This is a genomic window from Flaviramulus basaltis (genome assembly GCF_900114265.1).
In the GTDB taxonomy this organism is placed as follows: domain Bacteria; phylum Bacteroidota; class Bacteroidia; order Flavobacteriales; family Flavobacteriaceae; genus Flaviramulus; species Flaviramulus basaltis.
Genome location: NZ_FPKV01000001.1, coordinates 440698 through 459752, shown reverse-complemented (window position 1 = coordinate 459752; position 19055 = coordinate 440698). Strand labels below are relative to the sequence as shown.

The 19055-nt window shown below is 30.7% G+C and carries 22 protein-coding genes; 14 read left to right on the top strand and 8 right to left on the bottom strand.

What is annotated here, in order from left to right; translation table 11 throughout:
- Nucleotides 1–41: 41 nt before the first annotated feature.
- On the bottom strand, nt 42–791 hold the full coding sequence (locus BT151_RS02130) for a uroporphyrinogen-III synthase (protein WP_072400115.1): 750 nt from the start codon (nt 789–791) through the stop codon (nt 42–44).
- A gap of 18 nt (nt 792–809) precedes the next feature.
- Nucleotides 810–1457, bottom strand: a complete 648-nt coding sequence (locus BT151_RS02125; protein ID WP_072400114.1) for a DUF4271 domain-containing protein — start codon at nt 1455–1457, stop codon at nt 810–812.
- A 117-nt stretch (nt 1458–1574) separates the two neighbouring features.
- On the opposite strand from BT151_RS02125, the gene BT151_RS02120 reads away from it, so the two are divergent.
- The 3 genes from BT151_RS02120 to BT151_RS02110 are packed head-to-tail and all read left to right on the top strand — an operon-like array spanning nt 1575 to nt 4206.
- A complete protein-coding gene (locus tag BT151_RS02120; protein ID WP_072400113.1) occupies nt 1575–2297 on the top strand; it encodes a polyprenol monophosphomannose synthase in 723 nt (240 codons plus the stop codon).
- Between the two features lie 5 nt (nt 2298–2302).
- Nucleotides 2303–3649 (top strand): dihydroorotase, encoded by a 1347-nt coding sequence (locus BT151_RS02115; RefSeq protein ID WP_072400112.1) that lies wholly within the window; start codon nt 2303–2305, stop codon nt 3647–3649.
- Nucleotides 3646–4206 carry a DUF4296 domain-containing protein gene (locus BT151_RS02110; protein ID WP_072400111.1) on the top strand — a complete coding sequence of 187 codons (561 nt, stop codon included), beginning with the start codon at nt 3646–3648 and terminating at the stop codon, nt 4204–4206. The genes BT151_RS02115 and BT151_RS02110 overlap by 4 nt, the downstream gene beginning before the upstream one ends.
- Here BT151_RS02110 and BT151_RS02105 read toward each other — a convergent pair.
- On the bottom strand, nt 4175–5176 hold the full coding sequence (locus BT151_RS02105) for an NAD-dependent epimerase/dehydratase family protein (RefSeq protein ID WP_072400110.1): 1002 nt from the start codon (nt 5174–5176) through the stop codon (nt 4175–4177). The two genes, BT151_RS02110 and BT151_RS02105, sit on opposite strands and share 32 nt — an antisense overlap.
- 87 nt (nt 5177–5263) lie before the next feature.
- Between BT151_RS02105 and tyrS the strand changes: the two genes are divergently transcribed.
- The gene (gene tyrS, locus BT151_RS02100) at nt 5264–6559 is read left to right on the top strand and encodes a tyrosine--tRNA ligase (protein WP_072400109.1); all 1296 of its coding nucleotides are present in this window, start codon (nt 5264–5266) and stop codon (nt 6557–6559) included.
- A 272-nt stretch (nt 6560–6831) separates the two neighbouring features.
- Here tyrS and BT151_RS02095 read toward each other — a convergent pair whose 3' ends face one another.
- The 4 genes from BT151_RS02095 to BT151_RS02080 form a co-directional block, all read right to left on the bottom strand.
- On the bottom strand, nt 6832–7134 hold the full coding sequence (locus BT151_RS02095; RefSeq protein WP_245794693.1) for a YHS domain-containing (seleno)protein: 303 nt from the start codon (nt 7132–7134) through the stop codon (nt 6832–6834).
- A gap of 57 nt (nt 7135–7191) precedes the next feature.
- Nucleotides 7192–8172: a LuxE/PaaK family acyltransferase gene (locus tag BT151_RS02090; RefSeq protein WP_072400108.1), complete on the bottom strand. Its 981-nt coding sequence runs from the start codon at nt 8170–8172 to the stop codon at nt 7192–7194.
- An 83-nt stretch (nt 8173–8255) separates the two neighbouring features.
- Nucleotides 8256–9179 carry a T9SS type A sorting domain-containing protein gene (locus BT151_RS18385; RefSeq protein ID WP_084647842.1) on the bottom strand — a complete coding sequence of 308 codons (924 nt, stop codon included), beginning with the start codon at nt 9177–9179 and terminating at the stop codon, nt 8256–8258.
- Nucleotides 9180–9283: 104 nt separating this feature from the next.
- On the bottom strand, nt 9284–9628 hold the full coding sequence (locus BT151_RS02080) for a T9SS type A sorting domain-containing protein (RefSeq protein ID WP_072400107.1): 345 nt from the start codon (nt 9626–9628) through the stop codon (nt 9284–9286).
- Nucleotides 9629–9822: 194 nt separating this feature from the next.
- Here BT151_RS02080 and BT151_RS02075 point away from each other — a divergent pair, with 194 nt between their 5' ends.
- Nucleotides 9823–10503 (top strand): response regulator transcription factor, encoded by a 681-nt coding sequence (locus BT151_RS02075; protein ID WP_072400106.1) that lies wholly within the window; start codon nt 9823–9825, stop codon nt 10501–10503.
- Nucleotides 10503–11546 carry a sensor histidine kinase gene (locus BT151_RS02070; RefSeq protein WP_072400105.1) on the top strand — a complete coding sequence of 348 codons (1044 nt, stop codon included), beginning with the start codon at nt 10503–10505 and terminating at the stop codon, nt 11544–11546. The genes BT151_RS02075 and BT151_RS02070 overlap by 1 nt, the downstream gene beginning before the upstream one ends.
- On the opposite strand, the gene BT151_RS02065 is transcribed toward BT151_RS02070, so the two are convergent.
- On the bottom strand, nt 11529–12575 hold the full coding sequence (locus BT151_RS02065; RefSeq protein ID WP_072400104.1) for a glycosyltransferase: 1047 nt from the start codon (nt 12573–12575) through the stop codon (nt 11529–11531). The genes BT151_RS02070 and BT151_RS02065 overlap by 18 nt on opposite strands.
- Nucleotides 12576–12761: 186 nt before the next feature.
- Between BT151_RS02065 and trmB the strand changes: the two genes are divergently transcribed.
- The 8 genes from trmB to BT151_RS02025 all read left to right on the top strand — a co-directional run bounded on the left by trmB (nt 12762) and on the right by BT151_RS02025 (nt 18994).
- Nucleotides 12762–13436, top strand: coding sequence for a tRNA (guanosine(46)-N7)-methyltransferase TrmB (gene trmB / locus BT151_RS02060; protein WP_072400103.1), 675 nt, complete (start codon nt 12762–12764; stop codon nt 13434–13436).
- Between the two features lie 2 nt (nt 13437–13438).
- Complete coding sequence (locus BT151_RS02055; protein ID WP_072400102.1) at nt 13439–14068, top strand: LysE family transporter; 630 nt, start codon at nt 13439–13441, stop codon at nt 14066–14068.
- A 42-nt stretch (nt 14069–14110) separates the two neighbouring features.
- The gene (locus BT151_RS02050; protein WP_072400101.1) at nt 14111–14440 is read left to right on the top strand and encodes an MGMT family protein; all 330 of its coding nucleotides are present in this window, start codon (nt 14111–14113) and stop codon (nt 14438–14440) included.
- Between the two features lie 109 nt (nt 14441–14549).
- Complete coding sequence (locus tag BT151_RS02045) at nt 14550–15686, top strand: Mrp/NBP35 family ATP-binding protein (protein WP_072400100.1); 1137 nt, start codon at nt 14550–14552, stop codon at nt 15684–15686.
- Nucleotides 15687–15689: 3 nt separating this feature from the next.
- Nucleotides 15690–15932 carry a NifU family protein gene (locus BT151_RS02040; protein ID WP_072400099.1) on the top strand — a complete coding sequence of 81 codons (243 nt, stop codon included), beginning with the start codon at nt 15690–15692 and terminating at the stop codon, nt 15930–15932.
- 209 nt (nt 15933–16141) lie between these two features.
- Entirely contained in the window at nt 16142–16471 is a 330-nt protein-coding gene (locus tag BT151_RS02035) for a 2Fe-2S iron-sulfur cluster-binding family protein (RefSeq protein WP_072400098.1), read from the top strand.
- Nucleotides 16472–16555: 84 nt separating this feature from the next.
- Nucleotides 16556–17899 carry a hypothetical protein gene (locus BT151_RS02030; protein WP_072400097.1) on the top strand — a complete coding sequence of 448 codons (1344 nt, stop codon included), beginning with the start codon at nt 16556–16558 and terminating at the stop codon, nt 17897–17899.
- Between the two features lie 21 nt (nt 17900–17920).
- Nucleotides 17921–18994 carry an imelysin family protein gene (locus BT151_RS02025; RefSeq protein WP_072400096.1) on the top strand — a complete coding sequence of 358 codons (1074 nt, stop codon included), beginning with the start codon at nt 17921–17923 and terminating at the stop codon, nt 18992–18994.
- Nucleotides 18995–19055: the final 61 nt, after the last annotated feature.

Here is a 19055-nt window from a genome sequence, read left to right as displayed (position 1 = left end):
TTAAATTATATCCTTTTTTTAATTTTGTTAAAGACAAGTAGTTATTTCCCTTTATTCACTTTTTCAATATATTTTTCTAAAGCCATGGTCATTGATGGTGTTTCTGGTGTTGGTGCAGCAATATCTACACGTAAACCTTTTTCCTCAACAGCTTTAATAGTTGTATTTCCAAAAACAGCTATACGTGTTTCGTTTTGTTTAAAATCTGGAAAATTTTGAAATAAAGACTCAATACCAGAAGGACTAAAAAATACTAAAACATCGTATGAAACATTGGCTAAATCTGATAAATCACTTACCACAGTTTTGAAAAAAGTAGCTTGTTTCCAGTTTACACCTAAAGCATTTAAAGTTTCTGGAACCTCATCTTTCACTTTATCTGTATTAGGAAGTAAGAATTTTTCGTCTTTATATTTTTTAATTAATGGAGAAAGTTCAGAAAAAGAACGTTTCCCAACATAAATTTTACGTTTTCTATATACCACATATTTTTGAAGATAATAGGCTACAGCTTCAGATTGGCAAAAATATTTTAAGCTATCTGGAACTTTAAATCTCATTTCATCAGCAACTCTAAAAAAGTGATCTACAGCATTTCTACTAGTTAAAATAATAGCGGTGTAATTATTTAAATCAACTTTTTGTTGTCTTATATCTTTAGCAGAAACTCCTTCAACATGAATAAATGGTCTAAAATCTATTTTTACACGTTGTTTTTCTTGTAAATCGAAGTAAGGAGAATTCTCTATTTTAGGTTCTGGTTGAGATACTAAAATGGTTTTCACTTTCATAAGCGCATTTGGTTTGTGTTATTTAGTAAAAAATACCTTGTGTAAAATAACATAGGGTGCTATTTCAAGTGCGCAAAGATACAAAATAAAATAAAACAAGTTGGGTTTTATTAAACTTTGATGTGTTTTAAATGAACTAATTAAGCCTGTTAAATTTACAATTAACAATAATATGATTATTACATAAAATGTGGTTAATGTAGGTTGAAAACTAAAAATAAGCAATGCATTTATTGGTAATAAAAAAACACCTAAATAATTCTTATAAGTAATTTTTTGAAAAAGATATGTGTCAATTAATTTGTCTATTTCAAATACACTAGCAATTAACCGCTCAATAAGTACTTTTATTAATATAAAAGCAGCTATACCAAAAGCTAATTTAAACAGTAAATTAATAGAGACTGTTCTTGTCTCAGTAATATATTGGTAGATTATATAGCAGAAAACAGATAGAGATAAAATTAAGTTGCTAAATAATAAACCATCAAATTTGTCAAAGAATTTTTGTTCTCTAGCATAAATTTTTAAGTATTTATTATTTCCTAAAACAAGTATAAAATCGGAAAAACGCTTAGGAGCCATTAATTTAGCAATGGCCACAATTACTATTCCAATGACTAGTAAAACTGTATATAATTCGTTTGAAACTATGTTACGAAGCATGCCATAAAATTATCATAATTTTTAATATTGAAGTGTATTATTAAGGAATATTTAAAAAAAATAAACGCTTATTAATGTACATTTGCCAAAACTAATTAAGTTTCAAGAAAAAGAGATATGAAGGATACTGTTGTAATTATTCCAACATATAATGAAATAGAAAATATAGAAGCAATTGTTAAGGCAGTTTTATTTCAATCAATCGATATCCATATTCTTATTGTAGATGATAATTCACCAGATTTAACAGGTTTAAAAGTAAAAGAACTTCAAAATGATTTTCCTAATAGATTGTTTTTAGAAACAAGACAAGAAAAATCTGGTTTAGGTACGGCATACATTCATGGGTTTAAATGGTGTTTAGAAAAAAAATATAATTATATTTTTGAAATGGATGCCGATTTTTCACATAACCCAAATGATATACAAAAGCTGTATAATGCATGTCATATTGATGGAGCAGATATGGCAATAGGGTCTAGATATGTAACGGGTGTAAATGTTGTTAACTGGCCAATGAGTCGTGTACTAATGTCTTATGGAGCTTCAAAATATGTACGTTTAATTACAGGAATGAAAATTCATGATACGACTGCTGGTTATGTATGTTATAAACGACAAGTTTTAGAGTCGATAGATTTAAATGCAATAAAATTTATAGGATATGCATTTCAAATTGAAATGAAATTTAAAGCTTATTTAAAGAAGTTTAAAATTGTTGAAGTGCCTGTTATTTTTACAGATAGAATGCGAGGAGAATCGAAATTAAGTTCCAAAATTATATCTGAAGCTATTTTCGGAGTTATTTCAATGAAGGTTAAAAGTCTATTTAAAAAATAGAAAGTATGAATGAAAAAATGACACTTATAAAAAATGCTAAAATAGTTAATGAAGGAACTATTTTTAGTGGCGATATATTAATTGAAGGAAAATATATTAAAGAAATAAAAGATTCAATAAGTGCAAAATCTGCAGATATAAATGTTTTTGATGCTGAAGGCAAATATGTGTTTCCTGGAGCTATAGATGATCAAGTGCATTTTAGAGAGCCAGGTTTAACACATAAAGCAAATATTGAAACAGAAAGTAAAGCGGCGATAGCTGGAGGTATTACCTCGTTTATTGAAATGCCTAATACCAATCCACAAACAACGACTATTGAGAAGTTGGAAGAAAAGTTTGAGATTGCTGCAAAAACATCATTTGCTAACTATTCTTTTATGTTTGGTGGAACTAACGATAATTTAGAAGAAATTTTAAAATTAGACGTTAATCAAGTAGCAGGGTTGAAATTATTTTTAGGATCTTCAACAGGAAATATGTTGGTAGATAACCCTGAAGTTTTAGAGAAAATTTTTAAAAGTACTAACATGCTTATTTCTGTGCATTGTGAAGATGAAGGTACTATTAAAAAGAACTTTAATGAACACTTTGAAAAATATGGAGATGATATTCCAATTAAATGCCATCCAATTATTAGAAGCGAGGAAGCTTGTTACTTATCATCATCAAAAGCTATAGAATTAGCAAAAAAAACAGGTGCAAGGTTACATGTTTTTCATTTGTCTACAGGGAAAGAAACCAATTTATTCACAAATAAAATTCCTTTAAAAGATAAAAAAATAACAGCCGAAGTTTGTATCCATCATTTATGGTTTTCTGATGAAGATTATGATAAAAAAGGGACGTTAATAAAATGGAATCCTGCAGTAAAAACAAAAAAAGATAGAGATCAATTATGGAAGGCGTTGTTAGATGACAGAATTGATGTTATTGCGACAGACCACGCGCCACATACTATTGAAGAGAAAAAAAACGTTTATACTAGTGCGCCTTCAGGTGGTCCATTAGTACAACATGCATTACCCGCTATGTTAGAAATGCATCATAGAGGTAAAATATCGTTAGAAAAAATAGTAGAAAAAATGTGCCATAATCCGGCTATCTTATTTCAAGTAGAAAGACGGGGTTATGTAAAAGAAGGTTATTTTGCCGATTTAGTTTTAGTAGATTTGAATAACCCTTGGACGGTAACTAAAGAAAATATTTTATATAAATGTAAGTGGTCGCCTTTTGAAGGAACAACATTTAAATCTAGAATTACACATACTTTTTTAAATGGGAATTTGGTATATCAAAATTCTAAATTTAATTCAGTAAAATCTGCCGAACGATTAACTTTTAATAGATGATTTTAAAACGATTTATACTTTGCCTAAGTGTTATTTTAGTTACAATATCTTGTAGTAAAGTAAAGGGACCAGACAAGCCAAAGAATTTAATTTCTAAGGAAAAAATGGTAGATATTTTAATGGATGCTAAGCTTATAGCTTCGGCAAGTTCTGTTAATAAAAAAATAATGTCAGAAAATGGTATTGATTTTAAAACCTATGTTTATAAAAAATATAATATCGATAGTTTACAATTTGCTTTAAGTAATAACTATTATGCATTTCATATAAAAGATTATAAAGAAATTTATACTAAGGTTGAAGATAGTTTAGAAGCATTAACTGTTAAGTTCAAAGCTTTAGAGGCGCAAGAGTGGAAGGAGAAAACAAAACGCGAAGAAGATTCGCTTAAAACATTATCAAAAGAAAAAGATACTCTAGCTGTAATTAAAGTGAAAGATTCTCTAAAAACTTTAATAAATAGTGATTCATTAAGGAGGACTATCTTAAAAAAGAAATTCCAAAATGAAGGCATTTTAGTTGAGCCTATTTCAGATATTGATGTCCCACGGAAATAATAGTTTTATCAATTGGTTTAAATTTATAGTTTAATGCATCTTTAATTTTATTACTAGCGTAAAAAGTTTCAGAAGCTAATGATTGCGCTAAGTGTTTTGTTAATTGTCTTCTTTTACCAGTTAATTTATGGACTAACCAATCTAGTTTCCAGCCCATACTTAATATAAAAGTGCTAGCTAATTTTTTTGGAGGTTCAGCATTTACAGAATTCGATAAGGCTTGTAAAAAATCTTTATAAGTTAAGTTCTCAGCAACAAGCACAAAGCGTTCATTATTAATGTTGCTTTCCATAAGTTTAATCATTATCGTTATTACATCTTCAACATCTATCAAACCAACAGATCCAGATGTGTAATGTTTGAAACCTTTATTTGCTTTTTTAAATAAACTTCCTGTTCCGTAACGCCAAATACCAGCTCCTAGAATAACTCCAGGATTAACAATTACAGCATTTAAGCCTTCTTGAGTGCCGCGCCAAACTTCCATTTCTGCACCGTATTTAGTTATAGCATAAACACTGTTATCTGCTTCTGTATTCCAGTTAGTTTTTTCAGTAATAGGTTTGTTGTTTGTTTCACTTCCTAAAGTAGCGACAGAACTTACATAACAAAGTTTCTCAACAGAATTAGAAATACATAAATTTACAATGTTTGCAGTGCCTTCAATATTTGTTTTTCTTAAAAGTTGGTATTTGTCAGGCTCAAAAGATACAAAAGCGGCGCAGTGATAAACGTGAGTAATATCAATAAAAGCATCAGATAAAGAAGGAATATCTAAAATATCAGCTTCAACCCATTCAATTGAATTAAAAAGAGGTTCATAATTATCTATATAACAAGAGAACACACTTTTTACATTACTAAGTTTATGTTCGTTTCTGTAAATGGCTCTTACTTCTTTATTGCTACTAACAAGCTTATAAAGTAAATGTGCCCCAACTAAACCCGTTCCTCCAGTTACTAAAATCATACAACTAATGTAAAGAATTATTCATAATACATTAGTAATTATACATGTATTTTTATATTTGCCATAGTTTTGTAAAATAGAAGAATAATGATAAAGAATTTTGTTGAAGAATTAACTTGGAGAGGCATGATACATACAGTTATGCCAGGAGCAGAAGAACACCTAATGGAAAGCATGCGTAGTGCTTATGTAGGTTTCGATCCAACTGCAGATTCTTTGCATATAGGAAATTTAGTACCTATTATGTTATTGGCGCATTACCAACGTTGTGGACACAGACCAGTAGCGTTAGTGGGTGGTGCAACAGGTATGATTGGGGATCCGTCTGGAAAATCTAATGAGCGTAATTTGTTAGATGAAAAAACACTGAGACATAACCAAGAATCTATAAAAAATCAGTTAGCTCATTTTTTAGATTTTGAAAGTAATGCCGATAATGCTGCCATTTTAGTGAATAACTATGATTGGATGAAAGACTTTTCATTTCTAGAATTTATTCGTGATGTTGGTAAACATATCACCGTAAATTATATGATGGCAAAGGATTCTGTAAAGAATAGGATTTCCTCAGATTCATCCGAAGGTATGAGTTTTACGGAGTTCACTTATCAACTAGTACAAGGTTACGATTTTCTTCATTTGTATAAAGAAAAAGATTGTAGCATTCAAATGGGAGGAAGTGACCAATGGGGAAATATTACAACAGGAACCGAATTAATTAGACGTATTGATAGTGGAAAAGGATACGCAATAACCTGTCCGTTAATTACAAAATCTGATGGTTCTAAATTTGGCAAATCTGAAGGTGGTAATGTTTGGTTGGATGCTAATAGAACCTCGCCCTATAAATTTTACCAATATTGGTTAAATAGTAGCGATGAAGATGCAGAAAAGTATATTAAAATTTTTACTTTTTTAAATGAAGATGATATTAAAACTTTAATTAAAGAGCATAATGAAGCACCGCATTTGCGTGTTTTACAGAGGCGTTTAGCCGAGGAAATTACAACTATGGTGCATTCTAAAGATGATTTAGAAAATGCTATAAAAGCTAGTGATATTCTTTTTGGAAGGTCTACAAGTGACGATTTAAAACAACTAAACGAGCAAACTTTTTTAGATGTTTTTGATGGTGTTCCACAAACTCAAATAGCACAATCTGAGATTGAAAATGGATTAGATATTATTGCAGCTTTAGCCGAAAAAGGAGGGTTTTTAAAATCGAACGGAGAAGCAAGACGTGCTTTAAAAGAAAACTCAATTTCTGTAAACAAAGAAAAGGTAAAAGAGGATTATTTAATTACTTCTAAAGACTTAATAAATAATAAATTCGTACTGCTTCAACGTGGTAAAAAGAATTACTTTGTACTTCAAGTAGTATAAAAATAGTAAAGCCTGATTTTGAAATCAGGCTTTACTTTTAAACTAACCAACCAACTAAAAATTAATTTTTCTTTTTCTTAGCTGCTATTTTGTCGTAGTTACTTTTTATATCTTACACAAAAAGCAAATTATTTTTTAAATTTTATAGTTTCCCATATTTTATCAGCTTCCATTTGTAGTTTGGATGCATTTTCTTTCTCCCATAATTCTAGTGTATTTGTGCCCCAAGCATTATAAAATAAATAAAGTTTGCCGTCTTTTACTTGGAATGTTTAAGGGTTTATGCTTACTTTTTCTCCTTTTGTAGCAACAGCATAAGCACAATAACCACCATATTGAGGAATGTATTTTTTTGGATCTTCATTAAATATGTTTAAGTTTTTCTCTGAAGAAAATTTGTAATTAATGCCATCAAATTCAGTTTTAAAAGCTTTGTTTCCTTCAATAGCTTCATTTTTAAAATAAGCGACAATATCGTAGCCTTCTGCTGCAAAGCCTTTTTTTAAATTATAATCTATGGTCTGTGCAGTAATTGAAGAAATATTTATAATAAATAAGATGATGTAAGTTCTCATAGAATTTGCTTTTTGGATAAGTCGGTATGAGAATAACAACTTACAAAACAAGTTGAATTAGAGTACCATTAAATTGCAACCACGAATATCAGAATTATCAAAACGCCCAATAACTTCAAAAGAGCCATCATTATTAACACGTCCTAAATCTTGTGTGGCTATAAAAGAGCAAGAGTTTATGTTTGCTAGATCAATAACATTTATACCTCCAGCTTTCCCTGTGTTTTGAATGGTAAGTGCATCTTCAGTATCTCGAGTTAAAATCTTCATCCATGGCGGGCAATTAAAAACACCATGTCCTTTTGAATAGGCTTGACTTAAAAGTTCTGTCATACCATATTCGCTATGTATAGAATTTACTCCAAAACCTTCTTTTAGTTTTTTATGGAGTTCATTTCTAATCAATTCTTTTCTTCTTCCCTTCATGCCGCCAGTTTCCATGATTATGGTGTTTTTTAGTTTGAATTTGTGAGTTTCAACTAAATCTAACAAAGCAAAAGAAACTCCAATGAGTAACACTTTTTTTCCTTCGGAATCTAATTTGATTAAAGTCTCTATTAATTCTGAAATATTATTCAAATAAAATCCGCTTTCTGTATGATTAGAAATTTTAATCATATTATCTACCATATATATAAGGGATGAGCCTTCACGCTCTAAATAAGATGGTAGTAAGCCTAAAATAACATAATCTTCAATAGTTCCATAAAACTGTTCAAATCCTTTTTTGAAGCTTTGTTTATAGATATTTAAATCTGTGATGTGGTGCTTGCTAGTCGCGCTTCCTGTGGTACCAGAACTTGTGAAAGTTGTTTTAATAGTTTCTTTTGAACTTAAAATATTATGGGTTTTAAAAAACTGAATAGGTAAAAAAGGAATGTCTTTTATTGTTTTTACGTCGCTTGGATGTTTGCATAATAAATCACAAAAAGATCTGTAAACACTGTTGTTTTCAAATTGAAATCTAAAAACTTGGAGAGCTAAATTTTCAAAATCAGCTTGATTTTTTGTGCTAAAAATGGAATTGGTATCTATCATAATTTATATACTGGCAAAAGTAGATAAAATAAAAAAGCGCTACCAAATGGTAACGCTTTAAAATTTATAGGTAAGATTAAATATTATTCAATCACTAATTTCTTAGTACTAGTCGCATTGTCTTGAGATACTTTCATAATATATATACCAGACTTTAAATTAGAAACATCTAACATGTTATCTTTAACGGTATTTTTTATGATTTGTTTCCCTAAAACATCAAAAACGGCTACTTCCATATCAGCATTACTTTTACTAGATATTTTCACATAACCTAATGCTGTTGGGTTAGGATACATAGCGAAGCCTTCAATTTGATTTTTTTCTTTTACTCCTAATACTGAATCAAAAGATTGTGCAATAACTAAATTGTCAATACGAATAGTTTCGTTTTCAGAGGAATCAGATTGACGAAGTGCAAATGCTGTTATAGAGTTACCAGGATCAGCTTCGTCTGCTCCAAGTATTGAAGTGTCACTTTCAACCGAAGCATCTATCCATAATTGTGCTTGATTTGTATTTTGATTGTATCCCACAGTTACACGATAAGTTGTTCCGTAAATAAGGTCTGTAGCCCAAATAGCTTCTGCTGTACTACTAATTGTAGCAATACCAACTGAGAAGTCTCCAGATAAAGTAGGGGGCACAATATCTAGGCGAGCACTAAAGCTACCTGTTCCAACCATAAAATGTGCAAAATATTCATTGTCTGATCCACTATATGCTGCTCCTAAATCGTCTACAGAGAAATCAAATGCATAATAAATGCTACCAGTTACTGTTGTAAATGGTAAGTTTGCGTCTTCACTTGGTGTACCATGTTCAACAACAGCTTGACCAGATGAGACTAATAAATCTCCTGACGTTCCACTATGGTTTAGCCATCCTCCATTTCCAATAAGACTTCCATCTGTGTAAGAAAATGTTTCAGAAATGGGTAAGGTAGCTTGCGCAAAAGAAGCAGGTGATATTAAAATTGCAATAAATAAAAAGTAAAGGTTTTTCATAATAAGAGATTAATTATTTAAGTTTTAAATTTAAAGATAATTTTAAATTAAAACTAAAAAAGCAGCCATTTGGGCTGCTTTTTAACTGTATGATAATATTGGGTTTACTTTATTACTAATTTCCTAGTTTCACTAGTATTATTTTCGGTAATCTTTAAAATATAAACACCTTTACTTAAGTTAGAGATATTTAATTCTTTTCCTGTTAGGTTTGTGGAAAATATTTGTTTACCCAAAACATTGTAAAATTCAATTTTTTTATTGAAATTATATTTTGATGTAATATAAATATACGTTTTTCCGCTACTAACAGGGTTTGGATATATAGATAATCCCTCTATATTTTGATGAATAGGAGTAGTTGTTTTAACATCACTTTGAGCAACACTTTGTTGCGTTGTAAAAAATGCTAATGCTATTAAAAGAAAGAAAAAGTAGTTTTTTTTCATAGGTTCTATTCAATAATATAAATGTAATAAATTATTGCAAAAGTGATGCCAAAAAACTGTTAAAGGTTTGAGTTATACGTCGAAAGTTTAAATTGTTGTAAGTTGTTTGTTACCTTAATGTTATTAATTTTGTAATTTTAATAGAATTATGTTATTAGTTTTATCTTTACTTCAATAAACTAGGTACTCAAATAATGAAAAAAAAAGACATTAAAATATTATTAGTTGATGATGAACCAGATATTTTAGAAATAGTTGGTTATAATTTATCAAACGAAGGTTATCAAGTTATTACTGCCGAGAACGGAAGTGAAGGTGTTAAAAAAGCCAAAAAGGAAATTCCGCATTTAATTATTTTAGATGTGATGATGCCAGAAATGGATGGTATAGAAGCCTGCGAAATAATTAGAAAAAATCCAGATTTAAAAAACACCATAGTTGCTTTTTTAACAGCAAGAGGTGAAGATTATTCACAGGTTGCAGGGTTTGATGCTGGAGCAGATGATTATATTACTAAACCAATAAAACCAAAAGTATTAGTAAGTAAAGTAAAAGCGCTGTTAAGACGTTTTAAAGAAGAAGATGTTGCAGACACCGTTAAAGTTGGTAGTTTAGTTATTAATAGAGACGAATATAAAATTACATCAAAAGGAAAAGACATTATTTTGCCAAGAAAAGAATTTGAATTATTATCTTTACTAGCCTCTAAACCAGGTAAAGTTTTTAAAAGAGACGAAATTCTTGATACAGTTTGGGGTAATGAAGTAGTTGTAGGAGGTAGAACTATTGATGTTCATATTCGTAAGCTACGTGAAAAATTAGGTGATAAAAGCTTTAAAACTGTAAAAGGAGTTGGCTACAAGTTTGTAGACTAATGCAAGCAAAATTTAAAAAATCATATCGATTTGCGATAAAAACATCGCTATATATAACTCTATATACAACGCTCTTGATGAGTGTTTTTTTATATTATTTATATGAGTTTAAATGGTATTATGTACTAGGTTTTTCGGCTAGTATTTACATTTTTTCTTTTTTTACAATTCAGTTTAGAGTTGAGCGTTTTATATATAGGCGTGTTAAAAAGATTTATGACGATTTAACATTGTTAGAATCTGCAAGCTTATCAAAAGGTCCAATTACGACAGACATGCGAACACTTACCCAAGAGATAGATAAATTTGCTCGCGATAAAAAAATAGAAATAGAAACTCTTAAAGTAAGAGAGGAATACCGAAAAGAGTTTTTAGGTAATGTTTCTCACGAATTAAAAACCCCTTTATTTACAGTTCAAGGTTATGTCTTAACGCTTTTAGATGGGGCCATGGAAGACAAAAATATTAGAAAAAAATATTTAGAAAGAGCCAGTAAAGGTATTGAAAGACTCGGTTATATCATACAGGATTTAGACATGATAACCAAACTAGAAGTTGGGGATTTAAGTCTTAAAATGGAAGAATTCAATATAGTTGAATTGGTAGAAAACGTTTTTGATATGCTGGAAATGAAAGCTACCAAAAAGAACATAACACTTACTTTTGATATGGATTATGTTAATCCTATTATGGTTAAAGCAGACAGGGAACGTATACAACAAGTTTTGGCTAATTTAATAGTGAATTCAGTAAAATACGGAAGAGAAAAAGGAACTACAGAAGTTAGTATTGAAAATCTTATAAAAAATAAAGTTATTGTTCGTGTAACCGATAATGGTGAAGGTATATCTAAAGCACACTTGCCAAGGTTATTTGAGCGTTTTTACCGTGTAGATAAAAGTGGCTCAAGAAAAGAAGGAGGCTCCGGTTTAGGTTTATCTATAGTTAAGCATATTATTGAAGCTCATAATGAGAAAATATATGTAGAAAGTGAATATGGTGTAGGGAGTGAATTCTCATTCACTTTAGAAAAGGCTAAATAAATCTTTAAAATCAACCTTGTAATCAAACGCGTTCAAGCCTTTGTAATTATTAACTTCATCTAAATTATTTAACTTAAAATCATCTTGCTTGCAACTCGGTACCAAATACATTTCTGTAAGTCTTTTAGCTAAATATTCTTGTTCAAATTGTCCTGGAGTTGGTATGAAAAAAGCTTTTTTATTAAGTTTAGCTAAGTCCATTACAGTAGTATAGCCAGATCTCGAAATTATTAAAGCACTTTCATTTATGGTTTTCTCTAATAAGTCTGAAGTCATAAAATTGTAAATAGTCATATTTACTAAAGTCTTTATGGTTTGTTCTTTTTCCATAATGCCTTTAACGAAAATAATTTTTCCTTGGTAAGGATATAATTCATTTAATAGTTTCTCTTCAAGCAAAGTACGTTGTGGTTCCGGGCCAGATAACAAAACCATCAAATCATTTTTAATTTCAGAATTATGCTTAGTAAATCTACTTAATGGACCAATATATTTTGTTGGAGTTTCATGAGTTTTTGTATGGCCTAGCTTTCCGCTTAAATTAATATCACTATCAGTGTCAGGTACCCAACATTCATCAAATTTTTTTATAATTTTCTGATGCATTTTTGTGCTCAACCAAGTTGTATTTCCGCTTAAAACATTTAACTGATGCGTGATAAAAACCGAAGGCACTTTTTTGCTGCGAACACCTAATCTGTTATCCGAAATAATACCAGCAATATCATTGTGCTCTAAAATATAATCCGTGGCTTTTTTTTCTGCATTTATTGCCTTTAAAAGTTTAGGCGAATCTTTAAGTAGTTTTAATTTAAAGTGTTTGCCCTTTTTGGCATAGGTTACGTTGTAAGATGGTAATTCAATTGTTAAAAGATTAGGGAATTCCTTTTGAAGCAGTGTTAAGGCAACACCATCACTCGCAATAACAGGTTCAAAATTATTTGCAATTAAAGCATTTATAATAGGAATACTTCTTGTTGCATGCCCTAAACCCCAATTTAATGGGGCTACTAAAATTCGTTTTTTCATTAAAATAATTATGGCGTGTCCCTGCTTAAACAGGGTCGGGCTTTTTGCTATATCTTTTTTGTTTAGGCAAAAAAGGATGCCGCGTCAATCCCTCACGCAAATTTCACGTAATTTCAAAGATAAGCATATCTACACTCTCGTATATTTCCTTAATTTTACCAAATAATTAAAAATTTGCAATAATCTGTGGGAAGCAAAAATAAACTAAGAAGATTTAGAGAAAACGAAACCTTTACAAATGTATTTCAACCAACAAGAGATGAGTTAGTTAAATCAGATTTTGACTTAAAAGGGAATTGGAGGATAAAGGTTTTTAAAAATAACAATCCATTAGTTTTAGAATTAGGCTGTGGTAAAGGGGAATATTCAGTAGCATTAGCTCAAAAATATCCAAATAAAAATTTTATAGGAATAGATATTAAAGGTGCGCGTTTTTGGCGGGGAGCTAAAACAGCTATTGAAGAAAATATTGCTAATGTTGCATTTCTTCGAACACAGATTGAATTAATTGATCATGCATTTGCTGAAAATGAAGTAGACGAAATCTGGATAACTTTTCCCGATCCTCAAATAAAATATAAACGTACAAAACATCGCATGACGAATGCTGAGTTTTTAAAACGTTATAAGCAAATTTTAAAACCAGAAGGTGTTGTTAACCTTAAAACAGATAGCGAATTTATGCATGGTTACACGCTTGGTTTGTTGCATGGTGCAGGACATGAAGTTATTTATGCAAATCATAATGTTTACAAACAAGAAGGCAGCCCAGAAGAAGTAACTAGTATTCAAACTTTTTACGAATCGCAATATTTAGAGCAAAACAAACCAATTACGTATATTAGGTTTAAAATAAAGTAGTAGTGAATATAACTTTTATCTTTTTTATAGGCTTAATAGTAGCTTTTATTGGCATAATCCCACCTGGGTTGTTAAATATGACAGCTGCAAAAATAAGTTTAAAAGAAGGTCATGTTAGAGGCGTTATGTTTTCTATAGGAGTTTGTGTTATTGTTTTAGCACAAACTTATTTAGCAGCTATTTTTGCAAGGTATTTAAGTATGCACCCAGAAGTTATAGATATTCTTCAACGTATGGCTTTTGTGATTTTTGTTCTAATTACAATTTACTTTTTGCTTATAGCAAAAACACAACCAAAGCAACAAATACAGCCTAAAATTAAAAGTAAACATAGCCGTTTTTTTCAAGGTATGTTTTTGTCTGCAATCAATGTATTTCCTATACCATATCAAGCCTATATGACTATAACTTTGGCGTCTATAGGTTGGTTGGATTTTAGTCAAATTAGTATTATATCCTACATTTCTGGAGCTGCAATGGGAACTTTTGTAATGCTTTATGTCTATATTTTCTTTTTTGAAAAAATACGAGGCAAATCTTTTACTACTCAAAAGAATATGAACCATATTATTGGTGGGATTACAGGTGTAATTGCTATTATTACTTTAATAAACATTATTAGAGAATTATAAGAAGGCACCATTTGATAAGTTAAATGTTATAAGAACAAACAAATGAAACCGGAAACCTTAAATTTTTTTGATAAAGTTTACAAAGTAGCAAAGCAAGTGCCTTATGGAAAAGTAACAAGCTACGGCGCTATTGCTAAATATTTAGGAGCTGCAAGAAGTGCGCGTATGGTTGGTTATGCTATGAATGGTTCTGGAGGTAAAGATGTTCCTGCGCACAGAGTGGTAAACAGAAAAGGTTTGTTAACAGGTAAGCATCATTTTGATGGAACAAATTTAATGCAACAACTTCTTGAAAGTGAAGGAATAGAAGTAATAGAAAACCAAATTCAGAACTTAGAAAGTGTCTTTTGGGATCCTTCAAAAGAATTGTAATTTTTCTTGATAACTAAACCAAATCTGCACATAAGTCATTTCAATAAAAAGGACTTTAGTTTCTAAACAATTCACTGTATATTTGCACTTAGAATAAATCTAAATAAGAATGAAGCTTAACAAGCAAGATATATTTAAAGCATTAGAAACTATTACTGTGCCTGGTGAAGGACAAAACATGGTAGAAAGTGGTGCTGTGAAAAATGTAGTAACTTTTGGTGATGAGGTGATTGTAGATATTACTATAAAAAACCCAAGCTTACAGGCAAAAAAGCGTACTGAAGTTGATATTTTAAAAACCATTCACGAACAAGTTTACGAAAAAGCTAAGATTACAGTGAATGTAAAAGTAGATGCTCCCGCTAAGCCTAAAGCGAATGTAATTAAAGGAAATCCAATTCCGGGTATTCAAAATATTGTTGCAGTAGCATCAGGAAAAGGTGGTGTTGGAAAATCTACAGTTACTGCAAATTTAGCAGTAACATTAGCTAAAATGGGGTTTAAAGTTGGTGTTTTAGATGCCGATATTTACGGGCCATCAATACCAATTATGTTCGATGTAGAAGCGGAAAAACCTTTGGCAGTGAATATTGGCGGAAAGTCTAAAATGAAGCCAGTTGAAAATTACGGTGTTAAAGTGTTGTCTATTGGTTTTTTTACGCAACCAAATCAAGCAGTTGTGTGGCGCGGACCTATGGCAGCAAAAGCACTTAACCAAATGATTTTTGATGCGCATTGGGGCGAGTTGGATTTTATGTTAATAGATTTACCTCCAGGAACAGGCGATATTCATTTAAGTATCATGCAATCTTTACCTATTACAGGTGCAGTTGTAGTGAGTACACCACAAAATGTGGCTTTGGCAGATGCTAAAAAAGGAGTAGCTATGTTTCAACAAGAAAGTATTAGTGTGCCTGTTTTAGGAATTATTGAAAATATGGCGTACTTTACTCCAGCCGAATTACCAGATAATAAATATTACATATTCGGAAAAGAAGGCGCTAAACATTTAGCTGAAGATTTACAAGTGCCATTTTTAGGTCAATTACCTTTGGTGCAAAGTATAAGAGAAGCAGGTGATATTGGTCGTCCAGCAGCTTTACAAACCGCTACATCTTTAGAACAAGCGTTTGAAGAAATAACAAAAAATGTAGTGCAAGAGGTTGTAAGACGAAATGATGATTTACCACCAACCGAAGCTATAAAAATTACAACTATGGCTGGGTGTTCGGCAGTTAAAAAATAAGATATGACAACAGAAGAATTAAAAATAAATATTGAGAAAGCTTTAGATGAAATTCGTCCGTTTTTACAAAGTGATGGTGGAGATATTTCATTGTTATCTATTGAGGATGATAAATTAGTTAAAGTTCAATTACAAGGAGCATGTGTTGGTTGTAGTGTTAATCAAATGACATTAAAATCTGGCGTTGAAATGACTATAAAAAAGTACGCACCTCAAATAGAACAAGTTGTTAACATAGAAATTTAGTTTTAAATTCTAATAATAACTGTTGAAGTGTTAATTAAAATATCTTTCCAATGAAAAGGGGAATCTTAAAATTGTAGAATTTTAAAGATTCCTTATTTTTTTATCAAATCAAGCAAATTGCCATATAAATTAGATTATAATAAGTATACAAGACTTAAATTTGTGGCACGAATAATGACATGCCTTTAGTAAAAAACAAAACTTAAGCAATGAGCGATATTAATATAAAAATAACAGACAGAGATGGTGTAATTCACGAGGTAGTTGCTCCAACAGATATGGCAATGAACCTAATGGAAGTTGTAAGATCTTATGAGCTTGCTCCCGAAGGTTCTATTGGTATTTGCGGAGGGATGGCCATGTGTGCATCCTGTCAATGTTATGTTTTAAGCACTACTGAATTACCAGAAATGAGTGATGATGAAGAAGCAATGCTCTCTGAAGCTTTTGATGTTAAGGATAATAGCCGTTTAGGTTGCCAGATACAAATGACACCAGATATGGAAGGTCTGGAAGTAGAATTAGCACCTGAGAGCTAGTTCATTAAATTATTTTAAAAATATTTCTATTTTTATTTGTAATTAGTCTAAATAAATATAATTTTGCACCGAAATTATATTTAGATGAAACAACTAACCTTTATTTTAATACTACTAATTTCTTTCAATACTTTTTCGCAAGTAGAAACCGATTCTGTTGCTTTAAAAAATCTAAAAGAAGAAATTAAAAAAGAACTTAGAGAAGAGTTTAAAACTCAAACATCAGTTCAAAACCAATCAACTTCAAAGTGGAATGATTTTAGTTTAAAAGGCTATGGCGTTATTAATTATTACAATAATAATTATGATACAGACCCAGCTTTAAAAGACAAATTTGATGCAGAACGTTTAAACTTATATTTGGAATATAAATTCACAGATAAAATAAGTTTAAAAACTGAGATTGAATACGAACATGGTGGTACAGCATCTGCAGTAGGTTTAGATACCCAAGAAGAATTTGGTGAGTTTGAACAAGAAGTTGAAACAGGTGGTGGTGTTAAATTAGAACAAGTTCATATTAATTTCCAAATTAAGCCTTATTTTAATATTCGTGCAGGTAAAATGAAAATGTATTTTGGTTTGCACCAAAATTTAGATTCACCAATACAATATTTTACAACTACTCGTCAAGAAATGGAGAATGCTATTCTACCTTTAGGATGGTATGAAACAGGTGTCGAGTTTTACGGAACCTTTGCAAAACGATTCAACTATAAAGCATATATAGTAAGCGGTTTAGATGCTTCTGGATTTTCTTCAAAAGGGTGGATAAAAGATGGTTATCAAGAACGTTTTGAAATGGCAAATGCAGAATCTTTTGCCTTTGCTGCTCGATTAGATTATAAATTTGGTACACATAAAGACACGTATTTTGGTTTAGCGGCATACATAAATGATGCTGCAGCTAACAGGCAAAAAGATGACATGAGTGAAAGTGCTTATGTGACTATGGTAGAGGGACATTTAACTTACAACGAAAATAATTTACGTTTTAATGTTATAGGACTTTATGGAAATCTAGAAAATTCAAATATTGTATCTGTTCGTAATGCTAATTTATCAAATAATTTAGGTGTAAAAAGAACGCCAGTTGGTAAAAATGCTTTAGGTTTTTCGGCAGAGTTAGGCTATAATATATTACCACTTATAAAGGCAGATACTAAACAAATGTTATACCCTTTCATGCGTTACGATTATTATGATACAATGCAAGATGTAGAAGGAGATATAATAGATAATCCACGCTGGGAAAGAAGCACAATAACAGGAGGTTTTAACTGGTTTGTACATCCACAAATAGTCGTAAAGGCTCAATATTCAGACAGACGTTTAGGTTCAGAAAATTACAATCAAAGCACCTTGCAATTTACAGGAAAGAAACAACACGATAGAACATTTTCTACAGGAATAGGATTCAAATTTTAAATATAAATAAATCAAAATATCATGAAAAAAAGCATATTATTTTTAAGCTTAATTACATTTATAAGTCTAACAAGTTGTAGCGATAATGAAGGAACTACAACAGAAGTAGATCCAAATGCTACGCTTTACACTCAAGTTTTATCAAGTGTATCAACAACTGTAATTACTGAAACTTATAATAGTTTGTATACAAATGCTGGGACTTTAGAAGCGGCAGTTGTTAATTTAACTATAGGTGATGAAACAGCTTTGCAAGCAGTAAAAGATGCTTGGCAAAATACAAGAGCACCTTGGGAAAAATCAGAAGGGTTTTTATACGGACCAGTCGATACTGATGGTATTGATCCAGCAATTGATTCTTGGCCAGTAGACGTTAATGCTATTAACAATATTTTAAATAGTGGTAACAACATCACATCAACATTATTAGAAAGTAACAACGAAGCTAGAGGTTTTCATACTATTGAGTATTTTGTTTGGGGATTAGACGGCAATAAAGCTGCTGCAGATTTAACAGCAAGAGAAATAGAATATTTAACTGCTGCAACACAAAACTTAAGAGCGCAAACTCAAGATTTATACTTTGGTTGGTTAGCTTCAGAAGGTAATTTTGCTTCAAACTTTATTAACGCAGGTAAATCGGGTTCAATTTATACGTCTCAAAAAGGTGCTTTAGCAGAAATTGTAGAAGGTTTAGCTATTATTGCAGATGAGGTTGCTAATGGTAAAATTGAAGAACCACTTAATGGTAATGAAGGAAGTGCAAAACCAGAAGCAGAAGAATCTCGTTTTAGTAATAATTCTAAATTTGATTTTGCTAACAATATTAGAAGTATTCAAAACATATATTTAGGAGATTATAACGGAACTAACGGTAGTGGTATTACTGATGTTGTTGTAACATCAAATACATCTTTAGATGCTGAAATTAAAGTAGCAATTTCAGATGCAATTACTGCCATTGAAGCCATTCCAGGAACATTTACAGAAGCCATCGAAAACAATAGAACAGCTGTTGAAAACGCTCAAAATAAAGTAGCTGCTTTATTAGTAGTTTTAGAATCTAGTTTAGTACCTCATATCAGTAATTTATAAGAACTACATTTCTTATATTTGCAAAAAAATTATAAGAAGGACATTCATCGAATGTTCTTCT